Below are 20,862 nucleotides of genomic sequence, written 5' to 3'. Positions count from 1 at the left end.
CGGCGTTCGCGGGGAGGACCTCGACGGTGGTGTCGGCGCGGTCGGCGGCGATGAAGCGGATGCGGCCCGCGGGGATGTCCAGGACGGCGGAGACGGGGGTGGCGGTGGCGAACTTCTGCATCGTTCTTCTCTTTCTCCGGTGGCGGGCACTCGGACGGCCCGCCGTTTCTGATGAACGAAAAGCTACGTTGCATTCACAGACCTGGCAACGACTTCGTTGCGCACTGACGATGTTTATGCAGTTCACGGCAGGTATTTCATTGCAATGGCTTTGATTTCAATGCAACAAGCACCCCTTGTCGCGTTGCAATGAATGAAGAGTGAACGCTATGCTGGAGCGACGCCGCACCACGAAGGAGACCGCGATGCCGGGAGGCAGACTCACCCAGCAGGAACGCCAGCAGATCGCGCTGGGACTGGCCGACGACCTCGCCTACGCGGAGATCGCCAGACGCCTCGACCGCCCCACCTCGACGGTCACCCGCGAGGTGATGCGCAACGGTGGCCCCGCCGCCTACCGCGCGGAGCTGGCCCACCGCGCCACCGAACGCCGCGCGCACCGGCGCAGACAGCCCGCGCCCCGGGGGTCGCAGGCGCCCGAGCAGGCCCACGGACGCGACGCCGAGGCCGTGCGCGCGTACGAGGAGACGTTCACGACCCTCTTCACCGCGCAGGGCCTGCCCACGATGACGGCCCGGGTACTGGCGTCCCTCTACACGACCGACGCGGGCAGCCTCACCGCGTCCGAACTCGTCCAGCGCCTCCAGGTCAGCCCGGCCTCCATCTCCAAGGCGATCGCGTTCCTCGAAAGCCAGGGCCTCATCCGCCGGGAACGCGACGACCGCCGCCGCGAGCGCTACGTCGTCGACGACGACGTGATGTACCAGTCGACGATCGCCGGCGCCCGCGCCAACGCCCTGCTCGCCGAGACCGCACGCCAGGGCGTCAGCGTCCTCGGCCCCGGCACCCCGGCCGCCGCCCGCCTGGAGAACATCGCCCGCTTCGTCGACTTCGTCGCCGAGAGCATCGCCCGCGCCGCGGACCAGGCCCGCGACATCCTCCACACAAAACCCGAACCCCCCTCGAACGCCCCCACCTGAGCCGGAGCCCGGGGCCCGTCCGCGACTCCCCCGCCCCCGGGTGCTGACAGACGGCGTTGCGGGAGGTAGCGTCGGGCGGAGTCCGGTGCTACTGGACTAGACCCATTCTTCCTTCCACTCGGATCGTCCGGCACGTTCCTGCCGGTAGAAGGGATTCATCACCATGGCTTCTGTCACCTTCGACAAGGCGACCCGGCTGTACCCCGGCGGCGACAAGCCCGCCGTCGACCAGCTGGAGCTGGAGATCGAGGACGGCGAGTTCCTCGTCCTCGTCGGTCCTTCCGGCTGCGGCAAGTCCACCTCGCTGCGCATGCTCGCCGGCCTGGAGGACGTCAACGGCGGCTCCATCCGCATCGGTGACCGCGACGTCACGCACCTGCCGCCCAAGGACCGGGACATCGCGATGGTGTTCCAGAACTACGCGCTCTACCCGCACATGTCCGTCGCCGACAACATGGGCTTCGCGCTCAAGATCGCCGGCGTGGACAAGGGCACCATCCGCAAGAAGGTGGAGGAGGCGGCCGACATCCTCGACCTGCGCCCCTACCTCGACCGCAAGCCCAAGGCGCTCTCCGGCGGTCAGCGCCAGCGCGTCGCCATGGGCCGCGCGATCGTGCGCCAGCCGCAGGTGTTCCTGATGGACGAGCCGCTGTCGAACCTGGACGCCAAGCTCCGCGTGTCCACCCGTACGCAGATCGCGGGCCTCCAGCGCCGCCTCGGCATCACCACCGTCTACGTCACCCACGACCAGGTCGAGGCGATGACGATGGGCGACCGCGTGGCCGTCCTGAAGGACGGGCTGCTCCAGCAGGTCGACACCCCGCGCAACATGTACGACCGTCCCGCGAACCTCTTCGTGGCCGGCTTCATCGGCTCCCCGGCCATGAACCTGGTCGAGGTCCCGATCACCGACGGCGGCGTGAAGTTCGGCGACAGCGTCGTCCCGGTGTCGCGCGAGGCGCTGTCCGCCGCGGCCGACGCGGGCGACCGCACCGTCACGGTCGGCGTGCGCCCCGAGCACTTCGACCTCGCCGAGACCGGCGGCCTGACCATCGACGTGAACGTCGTCGAGGAACTCGGCGCCGACGGCTACGTGTACGGCTCCACCCCGGCGGAGAAGGGCGCGCAGGACCTCGTGGTCCGCGTCAACGGCCGCCACGTGCCCGAGAAGGGCTCCAGCCTGCACGTGGTGCCGCGGGCCGACGAGATCCACGTGTTCTCGACCTCCTCCGGCGAGCGCCTCTCCGACTGACTGCGCAACAGGGCCTGACCGAGGGGCGCTCCGCCAAGGGGCGCCCCTCCGCCGTGCGTTGCCGAACTCCGGCAGACCGGGCCATTCGGCCCTCTCCGTCAACCCGCAATTCGAAAAGCCACGTCGAACCATCCCTCGACAGGGTGACTAAATGTCGCCAAATCTTCACCGAGCGCTAATCTCGCCCTCGTGACCCACACTGCCCGCCGTATCGGCCGATCCCTCGCCCTGGTCCTGCCCGTCGTCCTCGTCCTGTCCGGGACCCTCGCGGTCACCATGGTCCCCTGGGCGGACACGTCCTCCTCCCAGATCCTGACCGCCTCCGCCGAGGGCGTCTCCGCCCCGGCGAAGCCGCGCGCCGCGCACGAGGTGCTGCGCGACCAGCTCGTGGGCGATCTGCAGCAGGGCCAGGCGCCGGACGACGTCCTCACGCACCTCCAGCAGGAGGTGAACCGGCGGCCGTCGCTCGCCGAGCACTGCGTGGGGATCGCCCGGGCACTGGGACGGGCCGCCGTCGACGCGTACGGCCCCACGAAGGCCCAGTCGTACGCCCGCCCCGTGTGCGACACCTCGTACGCCACGGGCGTCGCCTCCATGGGCTGACGCACCTCGCGTCCCTACGCTGGCCGCCATGACCGACGACCACCGATCCGCTTCCTCCGCTCCATCCGCTTCCTCCGCAGCCGCGTTCCCCGCCGCCCCCACCCAGGCAGTCGTCCTGGCGGGCGGCCAGGGTTCGCGGCTGCGTCCGTACACGGACGACCGCCCCAAGCCGATGGTCGAGATCCCCGGGACGGGGATGCCGATCATCGGGCACCAGCTGGCCTGGCTCGCCGCCGAGGGCGTCACGGACGCGGTGATCTCCTGCGGGCACCTCGCCGGGGTGCTCCAGGAGTGGCTGGCCGGGGCGCGGTTGCCGCTGCGCGTGACCACCGTGGTCGAGGAGGAGCCGCTGGGCCGGGGCGGTGGCCTCAAGTACGCCGCGCGGCACCTCCCGCAGCCGGACGGGGCCTGGTACGCGACGAACGGCGACATCTGGACCCGGTTCTCGCTGCGCGAGATGGCGGCCTTCCACACCGAACGCGGCGCCGTGGCGACACTGGCGCTGGCCCGGCCGCGGATCCCGTGGGGGGTGGTGGAGACCAACGAGTTCGGGCACGTGCTGGACTTCATCGAGGCTCCGCCGTCGCCGTACCCCGTCAATGCCGGCGTGTACGTCTTCGGACCCGAATTCGCCGCGCTGCTCCCGGACTTCGGGGACCACGAGCGGTCCACCTTCCCGCGCCTGGCGCGCGAACGGCGGCTGGCCGGCTTCCCGCTGCCCCAGGGGGCCTACTGGCGGGCCATCGACACCGCGAAGGACCTGACCGAGGCCGCAAGGGAGTTGGCGGCGCAGACGGGCTCCTGAGACCCCTCCCGGCCCTCGGCACCCGCCCCGCCCCGCCCCGGCCCCGCCCCGCCCCCGCCCGCGTACGGCGCCGCGCGCACCGCCCGGCGCACGCGAAGGGCCCGGCACGCTCACGCGCGCCGGGCCCCTGTCGTCGTACCGGTCCCCGTCGGCGGGGCTCAGCCGATGAGACCGCCGATCAGGCCGGGCTGCTTCGTCGGAGTGCCGCCCCCGCCGTTCGAGCTGCCCGAGGAGGACGGCTGTCGGGGCGAGGTGGACTGGCGGGGGGTGCTGCGCGGGGTCTGCTGCTTGCCGGTGGTGCCCCGCGTCGCCGTGGGCGACTGGGATCCCGTCCCGGCGGTCTCCCGGCTGGGGGCGCCCGAGGCGCTCTTGCCGGACTTCGCGGCGGGCTCGGTGGGAGTGGCGGAGGCCGAGGGGGTGGCCGCCTTGGTCGTCGGCTGCGCGGCGGGCTGCTGCCTGGCCGGGGTCTGCGGCAGCGGCCGGCCCGGCAGGTAGTTGGTCGGGGCCTGCCCGGGCCCGGGGACGGTGACGACGGTGGTGGAGCGGACGGCGCCGCCGAGGAGCGAACCGACGAGCAGTGTGAGCCCGCACACGACGGTGGCCATGACGGTCCCGCGGCGCAGCACGCGACGCCGCAGCCGCCAGATCTCGGAGCGCGGCCCGAGGGTGCGCCAGGCCTCGCCGGCGAGGCGTCCGTCGAGGGAGTAGACCGGGGCGCCCGCGATGATCAGCGGGCTCCAGGCGGCGAGGTAGATGATGTCGGGCGCGTCGTAGGCGGGGACGGTCTTCCAGCTCACCGTCATCAGCAGCGCGGCGGACAGCAGCGCCCCGAAGCAGGCGGCGAACCGCTGCCACAGGCCGAACACCGTCAGCACGCCCACGATGACCTGGAGGAAGGCCACGCTCAGGCCGGCGCCGACGGGGTGCGCGAGGGCGAAGTCGCGCAGCGGCTCGGCGAGCGCCCACGGGGTGAGCGTGTGCAGCCAGGTGACCATGGAGCCGCGTTCGCCGCCGTCGAAGTAGACGGGGTCGCACAGCTTGCCCATGCCGGCATAGATGGAGATGAAGCCGAGGAAGACGCGCAGCGGGAGCAGCACGACACCGAGGTTCATGCGGCGGCCGGGGTAGTACGAGGCCTGTCCCCGGTTGTCGGCGGCGGGCCGCCGGGAGTCCAGGCCGGGTCCGGAGCCGGGCGGCTCCTGGTGGGGCAGGTCCCGTACGGCGGCCAGCGGGCGCGTCTCGGTGGGGTCCCCGTAGCTGCGCTGGCCGATGACGGTCGGCGTGGCGAGGGTGCCCTCGGCGAGGTCGTGGGCGAGGTCGATGCGCGGGATGACCTGGGTGGCTCCGCCGTCGTACTCGCCGCCGTCGTACCCGTCGTGGCCGCGCCCGGCCTCGCGTACGGCCTGGAGGAGTCCGCCCATGGCCGCGGCGTCGCCGGCGTCGGACTTGCCGCTCCACACCACGGGGGCGCGGCGGCGGGTGGCCCCGGCGGCCGCCACCACGGCGCCGCCAAGGACGGGCGCGCGGCCGGGGGCCTTGGCGGGCTTGGAACGCGCGCTCGGGCTCGGTGCGAGCCGCACGCGGAAGCTGGCGTGGTTGACGATGACCTGTGCGGGATCGCACGGCACCTTGACCATGCTCAGCGCGGGCTGGTCGTCGAACCCTGACGTTCTGGTGTCCACACTCATCTAACCGAGTGATCAGTGTTTAGGACACTGCCTTGACGACAGGGATGTGTCCGAGACCCGTCAAGATCAAGCCACCCCGCCCGAAACGGGCGGGGTGACACGCTCACGGGTCACTTTCCGTGAGCCAAGTGGATCAAGGGATCCGGAGATCGCGGGGTCCGGCATCCCGCGGTCGGGGGATCCGCGGATCAGACGCGGCCGCGGTCCGCGCGGCGGCGGGCCGCCTCGTAGAGCACGACGCCCGCGGCGACACCGGCGTTGAGGGACTCCGCGCCGCCCGGCATCGGGATGCGCACGAGGTAGTCGCAGTTCTCGCCGACGAGGCGGCCGAGGCCCTTGCCCTCGGAGCCGACGACGATGACGACCGGGCCGCCGAGCGCCTCCAGGTCGGTGACCGTGTGCTCGCCCTCGGCCGCGAGGCCGACGATGGTCATGCCGGCCTTCTTGTAGTCCTGGAGGGCGCGGGTCAGGTTGGTGACGCGGGAGACCGGGGTGCGGGCGGCGGTGCCGGCGGAGGTCTTCCAGGCGCCGGCGGTCATGCCGGCGGCGCGGCGCTCGGGGATGACCACGCCGTGGCCGCCGAAGGCGGAGACGGAGCGGACGATCGCGCCGAGGTTGCGCGGGTCGGTGACGCCGTCGAGGGCCACGATCAGCGGGTCGTCGCCGTCGTCGTAGGCGGCCGCGGTGAGGTCCTCGGGGTGCGCGTACTCGTACGGCGGTACCTGGAGCACCATGCCCTGGTGGTTGAGCCCGTTGGTCAGGCGGTCGAGCTCGGGGCGCGGGGCTTCCATCAGGTTGATGTTGCCGCGCTCGGCGGCGAGCTGGAGGGCCTCGCGGACGCGCTCGTCGTTGTCGATGAACTGCTGGACGTAGAGCGTCGTGGCGGGTACGCCGTCGCGCAGCGCCTCGAAGACCGGGTTGCGGCCGACGACCATCTCGCTGGTGCCCTTGGGGCCGCCGCGGCGGGGGGCCGGGCGGCGCTTGGCCGCCTGACGGGCCATGGCGTTGCTGATGCGGTTCGCCTTGTGCTTCTTGCGGTCCTCGGCCTTGGGCGTGGGGCCCCTGCCCTCCAGTCCCTTGCGCCGCTGGCCACCGCTGCCGACCGTCGCGCCCTTCTTGTTGGACGTGCGGCGGTTCCTGCGCTGGCTGTTCCCGGCCATGACTTCTACCTGTTTTCGTTGGTGCTGCGGTATGTACGTATGAAGAGTGTGCCGCCCGGAGCGCCGGGCGGCACACCAAGCTCAGTCGGCCGGCACGGGGCCGGGGCCGGGCTCAGCGGGGGCCGAGCGTCCAGCGCGGGCCCGTCGGGCTGTCTTCGATGACCAGCCCGGACTGCTGGAGCTGGTCCCGGATGGCATCGGCGGTCGCCCAGTCCTTGCGGGACCGGGCCGACTCGCGCTGTTCGAGGACGAGGCGCACGAGGGTGTCGACTGCGCCGTGGAGGTCTTCCCCGCGGTCGGCCTCGCCCGCCCAGTGCGGGTCGAGCGGGTCCAGACCGAGGACGCCCAGCATGGCCCGCACCTCGGACAGGCGCGCGATGGCCGCGTCCTTGTCGTCGGCGGCGAGCGCGCTGTTGCCCTGGCGGACGGTGGTGTGGACGATGGCGAGCGCCTGCGGGACGCCCAGGTCGTCGTCCATGGCCTCGGCGAAGGCGGGCGGGACCTCGGCCGCGGCCTCGACGGGGCCGCCGGCCTTCTCGATGACGCGCTGGTAGAAGCCCTCGATCCGGGCGAAGGCCGACTCGGCCTCGCGCAGCGCCTCCTCGCTGTACTCGATCATCGACCGGTAGTGCGGGGTGCCGAGGTAGTAGCGCAGGACGATCGGGCGCCACTGCTTGACCATCTCGGAGACGAGGACCGAGTTCCCGAGGGACTTGGACATCTTCTCGCCGGACATGGTGACCCAGGCGTTGTGGACCCAGTAGTTCGCGAACTCGTCGCCGAAGGCCTTGGCCTGGGCGATCTCGTTCTCGTGGTGCGGGAAGATCAGGTCGAGCCCGCCGCCGTGGATGTCGAAGGCCTCGCCGAGGTACTTGTGCGCCATGGCGGAGCACTCCAGGTGCCAGCCCGGGCGACCGCGGCCCCACGGGGTCTCCCAGGAGGGCTCGCCGGGCTTGACGGACTTCCACATGGCGAAGTCGCGGGCGTCGCGCTTGCCGGTCTCGCCGGTGCTCTCCGGCTGGCGGATGTTGTCCAGTTCCTGGCGGGAGAGCGCGAGGTAGCCGGGGTACGACTTCACGTCGAAGTAGACGTTGCCCTCGGACTCGTAGGCGTGACCGCGCTCGATGAGGCCGCGCATCATCTCGACCATCTCGGTGACGTGGCCGGTGGCGCGGGGCTCGTAGGTGGGCGGGAGGCAGCCGAGGGCGCTGTAGCCGTCGTTGAAGGCGCGCTCGTTCTCGTAGCCGATGGACCACCACGGGCGGCGCTGCTCGGCGGACTTCGCGATGATCTTGTCGTCGATGTCCGTGACGTTGCGGATGAAGGTGACCTCGTAGCCCCGGTACTCGAACCAGCGGCGCATCATGTCGAAGTTGAGGCCCGACCGGATGTGCCCGATGTGCGGGGCGGCCTGCACCGTGGCGCCACAGAGGTAGATCGAGACACAGCCCGCGGTGAGCGGGGTGAAGTCGCGGATCTTCCGGGCGCTGGTGTCGTACAGGCGAATAGTCACGGCATCCAGGGTAGTGCGCCTGTAGCAGTGCCCCGCGCCCTTTGGGGACGCGGGGCACCAATGTTGCGGAAGAAGTGCCGTTGCTACGGGTGTTCAGGCCCGGTTCGTCCGGTACACGAGGGCGGTCGCGATCGCGGCGAGCCCTTCGGCCCGGCCGGTGAGGCCCAGTCCGTCGGTGGTGGTGCCGGATACGGAGACGGGGGCGCCGGCCGCGGCGGCGAGCGCCTTCTGTGCTTCTTCGCGCCGCTTGCCGATCTTCGGGCGCACGCCGATCACCTGGATGGCGATGTTGCCGATCTCGAAGCCCTCGGCGCGGACGATCCGGGCGGCCTCCGCCAGGAGGGTGACGCCGGCGGCGCCGGACCACTCGGGGCGGGAGGTGCCGAAGTGGGCGCCGAGGTCGCCGACGCCGGCGGCGGAGAAGAGGGCGTCGCAGGCGGCGTGCGCGGCGACGTCGCCGTCGGAGTGGCCGGCGAGGCCGTCCTCGCCCTCCCAGAGCAGGCCGGCGCACCACAGCTCGCGGCCGGTCTCGAAGGCGTGCACGTCGGTGCCGATGCCGACGAGGGGGATCAGCGGGGCCTGCGGGCTCTGCGGGCTCTGCGGGCTCTGCGGACTAGAAAGCATCGGTGGCCCTCCTGCGGGCGAGTACGGCCTCGGCGAGGACCAGGTCGAGCGGGCGGGTGACCTTGAAGGCCTCCTCGTGGCCCGGGATCACCACGACGGTGACGCCGAGCCGTTCCACCATGCCGGCGTCGTCGGTGGCGCCCTCGCCGTCGACGGCGATCGCGGCGTGCGCCCGCAGGAGGGTGGCGAGGTCGAAGCCCTGCGGGGTCTGCACGGCGCGCAGCCGGGCCCGCTCGGGCGTGGCGAGCACCGGCTCTGCCTCGCCGGGCTTACCGGGCTCGACCTCCTTGACGGTGTCGGCCAGGGGCAGCGCGGGCACCACGGCGGGGGCTCCGTCGCGCACGGCCTCGACGACGGCGTCCACGGTGTCGACGGGGACGAGCGGGCGGGCCGCGTCGTGGATGAGTACGGAGGTGACGTCCTGCGGCAGCGCGTCCAGGCCGGCGCGCACCGACGCCTGGCGGGTCTCGCCGCCGGGGACGACGAGGAGCTCGGTCCGCTCGGGCAGCGCGTGCTCGCCCAGCAGGAGGCGCACCTCGGCGGTCTCGGCGGGCGGGGCGACGACCACGACCAGGGAGACCGCGCGGGAGCGGGCCATGGCGCGGACGGCGTGGACGAGCATCGGGGTGCCGCCGAGGGCCCGCAGGGCCTTGGGGGCCCCGGGGCCGAGGCGTACCCCGCGGCCGGCGGCCGGGATCACCGCGGCGGTGCGGTGGGGACGCGTTACGTCAGACATCAGTAGCTCCGAGCCAGGTTTGTGACTTCGGCCGACATGGGTATGGCCTGAAGGGTGCCGGGTGCGACGCCCTCGCCCCTTCCGTGACGACCGGTCGAGCAGGCTGCCCGGGCCCGGCGCGCCATCGAGTCGGTGGCGGTGAGGTAGTGCAGAAGAGTACGGACAGGTACGGATACAGACATGCCGCAGCGCCCGGCAACAGGTCTCTCGTGGAGGAGAGACGTTGTCATCGGGCACCGCGGCAGACTGTGCACAGAGGCTGTGCACGGGGTGCCTCGCGTCAGGACGCGAGCACCTCGTCGAGGAGGGCCTCGGCCTTGTCCTCGTTCGTGTTCTCAGCGAGCGCGAGCTCGCTCACCAGAATCTGGCGTGCCTTCGCGAGCATGCGCTTCTCACCCGCGGAAAGCCCGCGCTCACGCTCACGACGCCACAGGTCACGCACCACTTCGGCGACCTTGATGACGTCGCCAGAAGCGAGCTTCTCCAGATTTGCCTTGTAGCGCCGGGACCAGTTCGTCGGCTCTTCTGCATACGGTGCGCGGAGCACCTCGAAGACCCGGTCCAGCCCGTCCTGGCCGACTACGTCGCGAACGCCGACGAACTCCGCATTGTCCGCAGGCACACGAACCGTCAGGTCGCCCTGGGCGACCTTGAGCACCAAGTAGGTCTTGTCCACGCCTTTGATCTGACGAGTCTCAATGGCCTCGATCAGCGCGGCCCCGTGATGGGGATAGACCACGGTGTCGCCAACCTTGAACGTCATGTGACAGGTACCCCTTCCGTGGCTATCCAGGGTAACACGAGAACTGACTGTTATGAATGGCGTTTTCGCAGGTCAGGGCACATCTCGGGGCTTGACAACAGCGACAGGAACGTGCTGCGAAGGGCTCGCGGAAGGGGGTATTCGCAGGTCGGGGGCGCTGCGCGGACCAGGCGAAAGGGCCACGCTACACCTGCCCGACACCCCCGTTCGTGTGATGTACGTCCCGTTTTGCCGGTTTCGGAGTCGGGAAACCGAACTACTCCGTTCGACTGGGGGCCGCCCCCGCGCAGCGGGTTCCGGCCCAATCCCGAATTCGATCACGGCGTGGTGTTCGGGGGAATCCCGGAAATTGATCACCGGGCGTCCGGCGCACGATATGCGAGCGCCACATGATCGGCGCGGCGAAGGGCACCCCGAAGGGCGGGCGGAATGCAAGATCGCGGGGCGCCCGCAGGGTGGCGGCTGCGCTGCGGAGGGTCGGGTGCGGGGGCGGGGCGGCGGCTCGGTAACCTAAGCGCGCTGACACACCCTTAGAGCGGCTTTACCTCGGCCGTTCCGAGTGCCCACCCGCCCCTTCCGTTCGTCCAAGGAGTTGCCGCCGCCGTGAGCCGCAGCCTTCGACGCGGCGCCCTCGCCGCCACCGCCGTCGTGTTCTCGATCGCCTCGCTGGCCGCGTGCGGTGCGGGCCAGGACGCGCAGACCCTCCAGATCAAGCCGGACAACGCCGCCGCCACCAAGGGCGAGATCGAGGTCCAGAACGCACTGGTGATCACCCAGGGCCAGAAGGGCGAGAAGGGCCCCGCGGTCGTTTCGGCGACGCTCTTCAACGGCGGCACCAAGGCGCAGACCCTTGACGGCATCACCCTCCCGGGTGGCAAGGGCAAGGTCACGCTGAAGCCGGCCGAGGGCTCCGGCAAGGTGACCGTGCCGGCTCTCGGCTCCGTGGTGATCGGCGGCAAGGGCAACGCCTCCGCCGTGATCGAGGACGGGGCCGCGACCGTCCGGGACGGCGAAGTGCAGAAGGTCGTCTTCCAGCTGAGCAGCACGGGCGGCGTCGAGCTGGAGGCCTTCGTGGTCCCGGCCACCGGCATGTACGCGCCCTACGGCCCGACCGTGGCCCCGGCCGCCTCCCCGGCCGCCGGCGCCACCCCGGCCGCCACCCCCTCCGGCTCCCCGTCGGGCGCGGCCACCGGTGCGGCCTCGGGCAGCCCGTCCGGCTCCCCCTCGGGCAGCGCCGTCGGCACGCCGTCGGGTTCTCCCTCGCACAGCGCGGGCCACTGACCCCGAGGGCGGCGTAGCGCCGTACACGTACGCGTACGGGAAGGGCCCCCATCCGCACCAGCGGCTGGGGGCCCTTCCCGTACGCACACCACCTCGCGCGGCGGGGTGCGGCTTACGGCTCGAACTTGTAGCCGAGGCCGCGGACCGTCACCAGGTAGCGCGGCGCGCCCGGGTCCGGCTCGATTTTGGCGCGCAGGCGCTTGACGTGGACGTCGAGGGTCTTGGTGTCACCGACGTAGTCGGCGCCCCAGACCCGGTCGATCAGCTGCATGCGGGTCAGTACGCGGCCGGCGTTGCGCAGCAGCATCTCCAGCAGGTCGAACTCCTTCAGCGGGAGGTCCACCTTGCCGCCCGCGACGGTGACCACGTGGCGGTCGACGTCCATCCGTACGGGCCCGGCCTCCAGGGCCGCCGGGGTGACCTCCTCCGGCTCGCCGCGGCGGCGCAGGACCGCGCGGATGCGGGCGACCAGCTCCCGCGAGGAGAAGGGCTTGGTGACGTAGTCGTCCGCTCCTATCTCCAGCCCGACGACCTTGTCGATCTCGCTGTCCTTGGCGGTCACCATGATCACGGGAACGTTGGAGCGGCCGCGCAGCTGCCGGCAGACCTCCGTGCCGGGGAGGCCGGGAAGCATCAGGTCGAGGAGGACGAGGTCGGCGCCGTTGCGCTCGAACTCGTCCAGCCCGTCGGGCCCGGTCGCGGCGATGGCGACCTCGAAGCCCTCCTTGCGGAGCATGTACGACAGGGCGTCGCTGAAGGATTCCTCATCCTCGACGACGAGCACTCGGGTCACGGAAGGACCTCCGGGGCAGGAATGGCTGGTGCGGTTCTGGTTCAGGCAGGGGTGGTGTGGGTGTGGGGGGTCGGCGCCGGGGCCGGCGCAGCCGCTTCGGGGAGTCGAAGGGTGAACGTGGAGCCCTGGCCCTCCGAGCTCCATACCGACACCTCCCCGCCGTGCGAGGCCGCCACGTGCTTCACGATCGCAAGGCCGAGGCCCGTTCCTCCCGTGGCACGGGAGCGGGCCGGGTCCACGCGGTAGAAGCGCTCGAAGATGCGCTCGCGGTCCTTTTCCGGGATGCCGATGCCCTGGTCGGTCACGGCGATCTCGATCAAGTCTCCCCCGGGGGCCGCCACCCTGCGGCCGGCTATGCCGACGCGGGTGCGGGCGGGGCTGTAGTTGACGGCGTTCTCGACCAGATTTCCGAGGGCGGCCGCGAGCTGTCCGCGGTTGCCCCATACCCGCAGGTCGGCGGTGCCGCCCGCGGCCATGGTGATCTGCTTCGAGGACGCCGTGTGGCGGCAGCGGTCGATGGCCTCGGCCACGAGCGTGTCCACGCGTACGGGCTCGGCGTCCTCCAGCGGGTCGTCGTTCTGTACCCGGGAGAGGTCGATGAGCTCCTGCACGAGGTTGATCAGCCGGGTGGCCTCGATCTGCATGCGGCCGGCGAAGCGGCTGACCGCCTCGGGGTCGTCCGCGGCGTCCATGACGGCCTCGGACAGCAGGGAGATCGCGCCGACCGGGGTCTTCAGCTCGTGCGACACGTTGGCCACGAAGTCGCGGCGTACGGCCTCGATGCGGCGGGCCTCGGTGAGGTCCTCGACCAGGAGGAGCACCAGGCGGGAGCCGAGCGGGGCCACGCGCGCCGAGACGGCGAGGGCCTCGCCGCGGCCGGTGCCGCGCCGGGGCAGGTCCAGCTCCACCTGGCGTATCTCCCCGTCGCGCCGGGTGTCACGGGCCATGTGGAGCATGGGCTCGACGGCGAGCTTGCCGCCGCGGACCAGGCCGAGGGCGTACGCCGCCGAGCTGGCCTTGACCACCGCGTCGCCCTCGTCCAGTACGACGGCGGAGGAGCGGAGCACGGAGAGGACGGTGTCCACGCCGGGCGGGAGCACCGCGTTGATGTCGGGGCGCATGGAGCTCCGGGTGGGGCGGGCCTGGTCGCGCTCGCTCCAGCGGAACGCCAGCATCGCGATCACACCGGTGCAAAGGCCGGCGATCGCGGCAGCTGCGGCGACCGCCGCGTTCACGTCCATGGATCCAGGTTAAGCAGGCCAGACGACACTTCCACAGCCGTTCGGGTGGCAGCTCGAACAGTCGTCGCCCAGAGTTCACCCTGGCGACGGGGTTGATTCACTTGTGGTGCCGGAGTCGGACGCGTTTGCGGCTCACCGTGTCAACGTGGGGCCGAAGGCCGCCCCGGCCCGCCCCGGGCAGTACTGCAGTAGTAGGTCGAGAGAGGGACACGAGACATGCGCGACGCGTACCACGAGGAACTGGACTCGATCGGAGAAGGCCTGGTCGAGATGGCCCGGCTCGTCGGTTCCGCGATCGGGCGGGCCACGACGTCCATGCTCGACGCAGACCTGAAGCTCGCCGAGAGCGTCATCGCCGCCGACCAGAAGGTCGACGACCTCCAGCACGACCTGGAGGCCCGCGCCATCGCCCTGCTGGCCCGCCAGCAGCCGGTCGCCACCGACCTGCGCATCGTGGTGACCTCGCTGCGCATGAGCGCCGACCTGGAGCGCTCCGGCGACCTGGCGCAGCACGTGGCGAAGCTCGCGCGGCTGCGCTTCCCGGACCGCGCGGTGCCGCACGACCTGCACGCCACCATCCTGGAGATGGGGCAGCTCGCGCAGCGCCTGATGGCGAAGGCCGCCGAGGTGATCATCACGAAGGACGTCGACCTCGCCCTCCAGCTGGAGCAGGACGACGACGAGATGGACCAGCTGCACCGCACGCTGTTCCAGCACCTGATGGACGACCGCTGGAAGCACGGCATCGAGACGGCGGTGGACGTGACGCTGCTCGGCCGCTACTACGAGCGCTTCGCCGACCACGCGGTGTCGGTGGCCAAGCGCGTCGTCTACCTGGTGACGGGTGAGCACGCGGACGACCTCCAGCAGCCCACGCAGGTCGACGGCGTCTGACACCGGGGGCACGGCGAGCACGGCCGCCCGGCGAGCACGGCGAGCACGGCCGCCCGCGAGCACGGCGAGCCCCAATGCGCCGTTGACGCGCCGGTGCCACTGGGCATGAATGAGGCGAAGGCAGTACGACTCCCTGTACACCGCCTGCGAGGAGGAACCATGCCCGATTCCCCCGTCCCCATCACCCCGGAGCAGGAGCAGCCGCCGAGGCCGGAGCCCCTGCGCCTCCCGCTGCTCGCAGCATGCGGCTGCGGCTCGGGCTGCGGCTGCGGCTGCCAGTCCGGCGCCCCCTGCCAGTGCGGCGGCTGACCGCCGCCTTCGCCGGCCCGACGCACGCGAAGGGCCCCGTCCGATTTCCCTCGGCCGGGGCCCTTCGTGCGTGCGCTCGTGCGTGCGCCCGTCCGCGGGGTGTTCGTTCGAAACCCACCCCGACCAGGTCCTTGCCCGGACGCGGCTGATCCGGCCCCGCGGGCGGGGCCCGACTACGCTCCTCGGGTGACCGACTTCCCCTGTTTCTGCCTGATCTGCGCCCCGACCGAGTTCGGCGGACCCCCGTCGGAGGAGCGGGATGCCCGCACCACGAAGAACGTCGCGGACTACGGCTGGCACGTGATGGGCGTGGCGGGCGGCGACTCCCCCGGCGACTGGGCCTACTCCATCGGCCTGTGGCACACCCTGCGCAGCCCCGAGGTGAGCGTGTTCGGCCTGCCCTCCCAGACGGCGACGCGCGTGGCGAACGCGGCGGGGGCGGCGATCCGCGGCGGCAACCCGCTCGGGCCGGACCAGCGCCGGGACGACGTTCTCGACGGCTGCGACGTGATCGTCCGGTCCGTACATCCCAGCTGGTACTACGACTTCTTCGGCGCGGGCATCGACTTCTACCAGACCCCGCCCCTGCCCATCACCCAGCTGTTCTGGCCGGACCGGGAGGGGCTCTTCCCCTGGGACGAGGAAGCGGGCGAGCAGTGCCGCACGAGCCAGCCCCTGCTCTGGATCCCGAAGGAGGAGAGCACCGGGCCGTGGACCGAGGTCGCCTGAGACCGCCGGTGCGCCCGGCGCGCGGGTGCCGATCGGCTCAGGGCCGGGGGTGGAGCGGCACGGGCCGGCGGTCGAGCACGATGCCGAACTCGGCGCGGTAGGCGGCCCGTACCTCCTCGTCGGTCGCCAGCTCCTCCTCCGTACGGTCGCCGTCCGCCGAGGTGGCGATGAGGGTGTGGTCCCGCAGGGTGACGCGGCCGCCGTCCGCGGTGAGCCGGGAGCAGACCGGACCCCTGGTGAAGCCGGACTCCGGGCTGGTGCGGTGCCACCAGGCACCGGTCAGGAAGTCGGCGAGCACGCGGGGGCGGGTCTCCAGCCGGTACACCGGCACGCCGTCGCGCAGCACCTGAAGGTCCCCGCCGCCACGGCCCCCTTCCTCGTCGCCCGGGGCCGGCCGGACCAGGAACACCCCGGCCGGATCCTTCTGCTCCCCCGGCTCGTCCAGGTCCAGCGGGTGTGCGGTGTGGTCGCCGAAACCCACGTCCGCGAGCCAGCGCCCGTCCACGCGCAGCGCCAGGTGGTCGTACGGGACGCCCAGCGCGCCGTCCTTGCCGTACACCCGGCCCTGGAGGAGCTCCACGCGGTGACCGAGGGCGCCCAGCAACGCGGCGAACCCGGCGTTCAGTTCGTAGCAGATCCCGCCGCGCCCGGCCGTCACGATCTTGTCGAAGACGGCGTCCCGGGTGAGCACGAGGTCCTCGCCGAGGTGGATCGACAGGTTCTCGAACGGCACGGTACGCAGGTGGCACAGGTGCAGCTCGCGCAGCGAGTCGCCTGTGGCCCGGGCGGGCCGCGCCGCTCCCAGGCGGCGCAGGTAGGCATCGGTACGGGCGTGGTCGAGAGGTTCCATGCCCGCCACTCTCCCGACCCCCCGCCGCCCGCGCCATGCGCCATTGGACCTAGGCCCCGCCCGCCGGCCCCACAACGAGTAGACGAAAGCCCCTGACCCGCGCCGTGCGTGCGCGTCAGGGGCTTGATCGCTTTTGCTACTTCTTCTTGCCCTGGTTCTTGACGGCCTCGATGGCGGCCGCGGCCGCGTCCGGGTCGAGGTAGGTGCCGCCCGGCTTGAGGGGCTTGAAGTCGGCGTCCAGCTCGTAGACGAGCGGGATGCCGGTCGGGATGTTCAGGCCCGTGATGTCGGCGTCGGAGATGCCGTCGAGGTGCTTGACCAGACCGCGCAGGGAGTTGCCGTGCGCGGCGACCAGGACCGTACGGCCGGCCAGCAGGTCCGGGACGATGCCGTCGTACCAGTACGGCAGCATGCGCTCGACGACGTCCTTGAGGCACTCGGTGCGCGGGCGCAGCTCCTGCGGGATCGACGCGTAGCGCGGGTCCTCGGACTGCGAGAACTCCGTACCGTCCTCGAGGACCGGCGGCGGGGTGTCGTACGAGCGGCGCCACAGCATGAACTGCTCCTCGCCGAACTCGGCGAGGGTCTGCGCCTTGTCCTTGCCCTGGAGCGCACCGTAGTGGCGCTCGTTCAGGCGCCAGGAGCGGTGCACCGGGATCCAGTGGCGGTCCGCGGCCTCGAGCGCGAGCTGCGCGGTGCGGATGGCGCGCTTCTGGAGGGAGGTGTGCAGGACATCGGGCAGCAGGCCGGCGTCCTTCAGCAGCTCACCGCCGCGGACCGCCTCCTTCTCGCCCTTCTCGGTGAGGTTGACGTCCACCCAGCCGGTGAACAGGTTCTTCGCGTTCCAGTCGCTCTCGCCGTGGCGGAGGAGGATCAGCTTGTACGGTGCGTCGGCCATGCGTACGAGCCTAATGGACGGGCGGGCGCGCTCGCGCGCGAGGCGGGCTCCTCCGATCGACCTCCGATCGACCTCCCGATTGACCTCCGATTGACCTCGCGCGTCAATCCACTGGCGCCCGGGTGCCCGTCGATCGTAATGTTCACTCTGCTCAAGTGACACTTACGTCCCCGGGGGGAATCCTTATGTCCGCTGCCAGTCTGAGACGGGCCGCCCGGGAGAGCGTCTCGGGTCTGCCCCGCGCGTTCTGGTGGCTCTGGACGAGCACGCTGATCAACCGGCTCGGGGCCTTCGTCGCCACCTTCATGACCTTGTACCTGACCCTGGACCGGGGCTATTCGGCCTCCTTCGCGGGACTGGTGGTCGCCCTCCACGGGCTCGGCGGTGTCGTCTCCTCGCTCGTCGCGGGCGTGATGACCGACCGGCTGGGGCGGCGCCCCACGCTGCTGGCGGCCCAGGCCTCGACCGCGTTCTCGGTGGCGCTGCTCGGCTTCATGGAGCACCCGGCGGCGATCGCCGCGGTGGCCCTGCTCGTCGGCATGACCTCGAACGCGTCCCGGCCGGCGGTCGCGGCGATGATGGCGGACATCGTCCGCCCGGAGGACCGCGGACGGGCCTTCGCGCTCAACTACTGGGCCATCAACCTCGGCTTCGCCATCAGCGCGACGGCGGCGGGCGTGATCGCGGAGTACAGCTATCTGGCCGGCTTCCTGGGCGAGGCGGCGCTCACGCTGACGTGCGCGGTGCTCGTGTACGTGAAGCTGCCCGAGTCCCGGCCCGGAGGCGGGCCCTCACCCGCCACCGCGGGCAAGGCGGCCACCGGGGAGGAGCCTGCGATCGGGCTCGCGAGCGTGCTGCGGGACGGGCCGTTCATGGGCGTGGTCGGGCTGTCGTTCCTGATCTCGCTGATCTTCACGCAGGGCTCGGTCGGCCTGCCCGTCGCGATGGGCGGCGCCGGGTTCTCCCCCGGGGACTACGGGCTGGTCCTCGCCGTGAACGGGGCGCTGATCGTGCTGCTGCAGATCCCGGTCACGGCGCTCATCGAACGGCACGACCCGCAGAAGCTGCTGGTGATCTCGGCACTCCTGGCCGGGTACGGGTTCGCGCTGACGGCCTTCGCCGGGCCCCTGTGGGCGTACGCGCTGACGGTGTGCGTGTGGACGCTGGCGGAGATCGTGAACTCGCCGACCCAGATGAGCCTGGTCGTGCGGCTGTCGCCGGTGCACGGGCGCGGCCGCTACCAGGGGGTCTACAACCTGTCGTGGGCGGTGGCCTCGCTGGTGGCACCGCTGATGGCGGGCTTCGTGATCGACCGGTACGGGGCGGCCTGGCTGTGGGGGGCCACCGGTGTGCTGGGGACGGTGGCGGCGGCGGGGTACTGGCTCCTGATGCGGAGCCTTCCCAGGGGTGGCGTGGTCGAGGCCGCGGGGGCCGGCGCCCCGGCCGATGCGAAGCCGGCTCCGGCCGGGGCCGAGGTCTGACGCGGCTGCGCCGCTGCTGGTCCTCCGCCCCAGACCTCACGCCTCAAACGCCGGCGGGGCTGGAATTGCGCGGCGGCGCCCGATTACGACGGCTGCGTCAGGTGTTTGAAGGCGTCGAGGTTGAAGGTCGGTTCGCCGCGGGAGACGCGCCATTCGTACTCGCGGCGGATCGCGCTCGCGAAGCCCAGCTCCAGCAGGGTGTTGAAGGAGCCGTCCGCCGCCTCCAGGACCGTGCCGAGGAGGCGGTCCAGTTCCTCCGCCGTGACGACCGACAGCGGGAGCCGGGCCGTCAGGTAGACGTCACCGAGGCGGTCCACCGCGTACGCCATCCCGAACAGCTTGAGGTTGCGCTCCAGCAGCCAGCGGTGGACGCCCGCCTCGTTCTCGTCGGGGTGGCGGATCACGAAGGCGTTCACCGAGAGGGAGTGCCTTCCGACCCGGAGCGAGCAGGTGGTGCTCAGCTTGCGGGTGCCGGGGAGCTGGACGACGTACGTGCCCGGGGAGGGGCACTCCCAGCTCAGTTCCGCGCCGGTCAGGGTCGCTTCGATGATTCCGGCGGTGTCAGCGTCAGCCATGGTGGGAGCGTACGCGACGGCGGTGATCATGCATGGCCGCCGTGTAGACGTCGGCCGTGCCGCCCGCCGCCGTGTCCCAGCCGAAGAACTGCGCGTGCCGCGCCGCCTCGCCGCCCATCCGGTCCGCGAGCGCGGGATCGTCCACGAAGCGCCGCAGCTCCCGCGCGTAGTCCGCCGGATCGTGCCCGGGTACGAGGATGCCCGTGACCCCGTCGTTGACGGCGACGGGCAGTCCGCCGACCTCGGCCGCGAGCACCGGCGTACCGGCGGCCTGGGCCTCTATCGCGACGAGCCCGAACGATTCGCTGTACGAGGGCATGACCAGCACGGACGCCGCCCGGAACCAGTCCGCGAGGCCGTCCTGCGCCACCGGCGGGTGGAAGTGCACGAGGTCGGCGATGCCGAGCTTCGCGGCGAGCTTCTGCAGGCCCTCCGGCTTGGCGAGGCCGCTGCCGCTGGGGCCGCCGACGACGGGGACGAAGAGGCGGCGGCGCAGCGAGGGGTCCTGGTCGACCAGGACGGCTACGGCGCGCAGCAGGATGTCGGGGGCCTTCAGCGGCTGGATGCGCCCGGCGAAGAGCGGGATGACGGCGTCCTGCGGCAGGCCGAGGCGGGCGCGGGCGGCGGCCCGGCCGTCGCCGACCGTGAAGCGGTCGAGGTTCACGCCGGGGTGGACGACGGCCACCTTGCCGGGGTCGGCCTCGTAGTGCCGGACGAGTTCGTCGGCCTCCTCGGCGGTGTTCGCGATGAGGCGGTCGGCGGCGGCCACGATCTGGGTCTCGCCGATGACGCGGGCGGCCGGTTCGGGGGTGTCGCCCTCGGCGAGCGCCGCGTTCTTGACCTTGGCCATGGTGTGCATGGCGTGGACGAGGGGCACGCCCCAGCGTTCGGCGGCGAGCCAGCCCACGTGGCCGGAGAGCCAGTAGTGGGAGTGGACCAGGTCGTAGTAGCCGGGCCGGTGGCCGGCCCAGGCCTGCATCACGCCGTGGGTGAAGGCGCACAGCTGGGCCGGGAGCTCTTCCTTGGCGAGGCCTTCGTACGGGCCCGCGTCCACGTGCCGTACGAGGACCCCGGGGGCCAGCTCGACCACGGGCGGCAGCCCGCCGGTGGTGGCCCGGGTGAAGATCTCGACCTCGATGTTGATCGCGGCGAGCCGCTTGGCCAGCTCCACGATGTAGACGTTCATCCCGCCGGCGTCGCCGGTGCCGGGCTGGTGCAGCGGCGAGGTGTGCACGCTGAGCATGGCCACGCGGCGCGGCTTGCGGTGGTGGCCCACGGCGGGCAGGCGCAGTCGCGGCGGCTCGTGGCGGGTGGCACGGGCGGCGGCGAGGCGGCCGCTGAGGCTGCCGCCGAGGCGGGACACGTACTGGCTCAAGGGAGCAGTTCCTCTCGGCTCGGACGGTGTGCGAAACGCTCGGACGGCATGACGAACGGCCTGACGGCCTGGCGGGCGGCATGACCGGACGGCATGCCTGCGAGGGCGCGCGAGGCGCCCTGCAAGGAGTGCAACCCGAATGGCGGTCCCCCGCATTCCGGGGTCTCCGGTTTTCCTCGCGGTTTCCCCGCT

General features: G+C 71.9%; 21 protein-coding genes. 9 read left to right on the top strand and 12 right to left on the bottom strand.

Annotation, left to right across the window (positions count from 1 at the left end; genetic code table 11):
- Nucleotides 1–365: 365 nt before the first annotated feature.
- From IF88_RS49670 to IF88_RS0128250, 4 genes are all read left to right on the top strand, one after another.
- Nucleotides 366–1,100: a MarR family transcriptional regulator gene (locus IF88_RS49670; RefSeq protein WP_030718501.1), complete on the top strand. Its 735-nt coding sequence runs from the start codon at nucleotides 366–368 to the stop codon at nucleotides 1,098–1,100.
- 163 nt (nucleotides 1,101–1,263) lie between these two features.
- Nucleotides 1,264–2,352: an ABC transporter ATP-binding protein gene (locus IF88_RS0128260; protein WP_030718499.1), complete on the top strand. Its 1,089-nt coding sequence runs from the start codon at nucleotides 1,264–1,266 to the stop codon at nucleotides 2,350–2,352.
- A 189-nt stretch (nucleotides 2,353–2,541) separates the two neighbouring features.
- Nucleotides 2,542–2,955 carry a hypothetical protein gene (locus tag IF88_RS0128255; RefSeq protein ID WP_030718497.1) on the top strand — a complete coding sequence of 138 codons (414 nt, stop codon included), beginning with the start codon at nucleotides 2,542–2,544 and terminating at the stop codon, nucleotides 2,953–2,955.
- Between the two features lie 28 nt (nucleotides 2,956–2,983).
- Nucleotides 2,984–3,760, top strand: coding sequence for a nucleotidyltransferase family protein (locus tag IF88_RS0128250; protein WP_078893191.1), 777 nt, complete (start codon nucleotides 2,984–2,986; stop codon nucleotides 3,758–3,760).
- A gap of 158 nt (nucleotides 3,761–3,918) precedes the next feature.
- Here IF88_RS0128250 and IF88_RS0128245 read toward each other — a convergent pair whose 3' ends face one another.
- From IF88_RS0128245 to IF88_RS0128220, 6 genes are all read right to left on the bottom strand, one after another.
- Complete coding sequence (locus IF88_RS0128245) at nucleotides 3,919–5,448, bottom strand: DoxX family protein (RefSeq protein WP_030718492.1); 1,530 nt, start codon at nucleotides 5,446–5,448, stop codon at nucleotides 3,919–3,921.
- Between the two features lie 188 nt (nucleotides 5,449–5,636).
- On the bottom strand, nucleotides 5,637–6,608 hold the full coding sequence (rlmB, locus tag IF88_RS0128240; RefSeq protein ID WP_030718488.1) for a 23S rRNA (guanosine(2251)-2'-O)-methyltransferase RlmB: 972 nt from the start codon (nucleotides 6,606–6,608) through the stop codon (nucleotides 5,637–5,639).
- 112 nt (nucleotides 6,609–6,720) lie between these two features.
- Nucleotides 6,721–8,121 (bottom strand): cysteine--tRNA ligase, encoded by a 1,401-nt coding sequence (cysS, locus tag IF88_RS0128235; protein ID WP_030718484.1) that lies wholly within the window; start codon nucleotides 8,119–8,121, stop codon nucleotides 6,721–6,723.
- 93 nt (nucleotides 8,122–8,214) lie between these two features.
- Nucleotides 8,215–8,745 carry a 2-C-methyl-D-erythritol 2,4-cyclodiphosphate synthase gene (gene ispF, locus IF88_RS0128230; protein WP_030718481.1) on the bottom strand — a complete coding sequence of 177 codons (531 nt, stop codon included), beginning with the start codon at nucleotides 8,743–8,745 and terminating at the stop codon, nucleotides 8,215–8,217.
- On the bottom strand, nucleotides 8,735–9,481 hold the full coding sequence (gene ispD / locus IF88_RS0128225; protein WP_030718478.1) for a 2-C-methyl-D-erythritol 4-phosphate cytidylyltransferase: 747 nt from the start codon (nucleotides 9,479–9,481) through the stop codon (nucleotides 8,735–8,737). Before ispD ends, ispF begins: the two co-directional genes overlap by 11 nt.
- 280 nt (nucleotides 9,482–9,761) lie before the next feature.
- Nucleotides 9,762–10,244 (bottom strand): CarD family transcriptional regulator, encoded by a 483-nt coding sequence (locus IF88_RS0128220; protein WP_003953493.1) that lies wholly within the window; start codon nucleotides 10,242–10,244, stop codon nucleotides 9,762–9,764.
- Between the two features lie 603 nt (nucleotides 10,245–10,847).
- Here IF88_RS0128220 and IF88_RS0128215 point away from each other — a divergent pair.
- The gene (locus IF88_RS0128215; RefSeq protein WP_030718469.1) at nucleotides 10,848–11,525 is read left to right on the top strand and encodes a hypothetical protein; all 678 of its coding nucleotides are present in this window, start codon (nucleotides 10,848–10,850) and stop codon (nucleotides 11,523–11,525) included.
- A gap of 112 nt (nucleotides 11,526–11,637) precedes the next feature.
- On the opposite strand, the gene IF88_RS0128210 is transcribed toward IF88_RS0128215, so the two are convergent.
- The gene (locus IF88_RS0128210) at nucleotides 11,638–12,318 is read right to left on the bottom strand and encodes a response regulator transcription factor (RefSeq protein ID WP_030387286.1); all 681 of its coding nucleotides are present in this window, start codon (nucleotides 12,316–12,318) and stop codon (nucleotides 11,638–11,640) included.
- A gap of 41 nt (nucleotides 12,319–12,359) precedes the next feature.
- Nucleotides 12,360–13,559: a sensor histidine kinase gene (locus tag IF88_RS0128205; protein ID WP_051837676.1), complete on the bottom strand. Its 1,200-nt coding sequence runs from the start codon at nucleotides 13,557–13,559 to the stop codon at nucleotides 12,360–12,362.
- A gap of 216 nt (nucleotides 13,560–13,775) precedes the next feature.
- Between IF88_RS0128205 and phoU the strand changes: the two genes are divergently transcribed.
- The 3 genes from phoU (at nucleotide 13,776) to IF88_RS0128195 (ending at nucleotide 15,491) form a co-directional block, all read left to right on the top strand.
- On the top strand, nucleotides 13,776–14,453 hold the full coding sequence (phoU, locus tag IF88_RS0128200; protein WP_030718463.1) for a phosphate signaling complex protein PhoU: 678 nt from the start codon (nucleotides 13,776–13,778) through the stop codon (nucleotides 14,451–14,453).
- Nucleotides 14,454–14,612: 159 nt separating this feature from the next.
- Nucleotides 14,613–14,762: a hypothetical protein gene (locus IF88_RS47405; RefSeq protein WP_167344738.1), complete on the top strand. Its 150-nt coding sequence runs from the start codon at nucleotides 14,613–14,615 to the stop codon at nucleotides 14,760–14,762.
- Nucleotides 14,763–14,948: 186 nt separating this feature from the next.
- The gene (locus IF88_RS0128195; RefSeq protein WP_051837674.1) at nucleotides 14,949–15,491 is read left to right on the top strand and encodes a DUF4262 domain-containing protein; all 543 of its coding nucleotides are present in this window, start codon (nucleotides 14,949–14,951) and stop codon (nucleotides 15,489–15,491) included.
- Between the two features lie 37 nt (nucleotides 15,492–15,528).
- On the opposite strand, the gene IF88_RS0128190 is transcribed toward IF88_RS0128195, so the two are convergent.
- Nucleotides 15,529–16,341, bottom strand: coding sequence for an arylamine N-acetyltransferase family protein (locus IF88_RS0128190; RefSeq protein WP_030718459.1), 813 nt, complete (start codon nucleotides 16,339–16,341; stop codon nucleotides 15,529–15,531).
- Nucleotides 16,342–16,477: 136 nt separating this feature from the next.
- Nucleotides 16,478–17,239, bottom strand: a complete 762-nt coding sequence (locus IF88_RS0128185) for a phosphoglyceromutase (protein WP_030718451.1) — start codon at nucleotides 17,237–17,239, stop codon at nucleotides 16,478–16,480.
- A 185-nt stretch (nucleotides 17,240–17,424) separates the two neighbouring features.
- Between IF88_RS0128185 and IF88_RS0128180 the strand changes: the two genes are divergently transcribed.
- The gene (locus tag IF88_RS0128180) at nucleotides 17,425–18,720 is read left to right on the top strand and encodes an MDR family MFS transporter (RefSeq protein ID WP_030718449.1); all 1,296 of its coding nucleotides are present in this window, start codon (nucleotides 17,425–17,427) and stop codon (nucleotides 18,718–18,720) included.
- An 83-nt stretch (nucleotides 18,721–18,803) separates the two neighbouring features.
- Here the strand turns inward: IF88_RS0128180 and IF88_RS0128175 are convergent, their stop codons facing one another.
- Entirely contained in the window at nucleotides 18,804–19,295 is a 492-nt protein-coding gene (locus tag IF88_RS0128175; protein WP_030718447.1) for a YbjN domain-containing protein, read from the bottom strand.
- On the bottom strand, nucleotides 19,288–20,670 hold the full coding sequence (mshA, locus tag IF88_RS0128170; protein ID WP_030718440.1) for a D-inositol-3-phosphate glycosyltransferase: 1,383 nt from the start codon (nucleotides 20,668–20,670) through the stop codon (nucleotides 19,288–19,290). Before mshA ends, IF88_RS0128175 begins: the two co-directional genes overlap by 8 nt.
- Between the last annotated feature and the right edge of the window lie 192 nt (nucleotides 20,671–20,862).

This window comes from Streptomyces sp. NRRL F-2580 (assembly GCF_000720115.1).
Lineage (GTDB): Bacteria > Actinomycetota > Actinomycetes > Streptomycetales > Streptomycetaceae > Streptomyces.
This window is presented reverse-complemented; position numbering and strand designations above follow the sequence as displayed.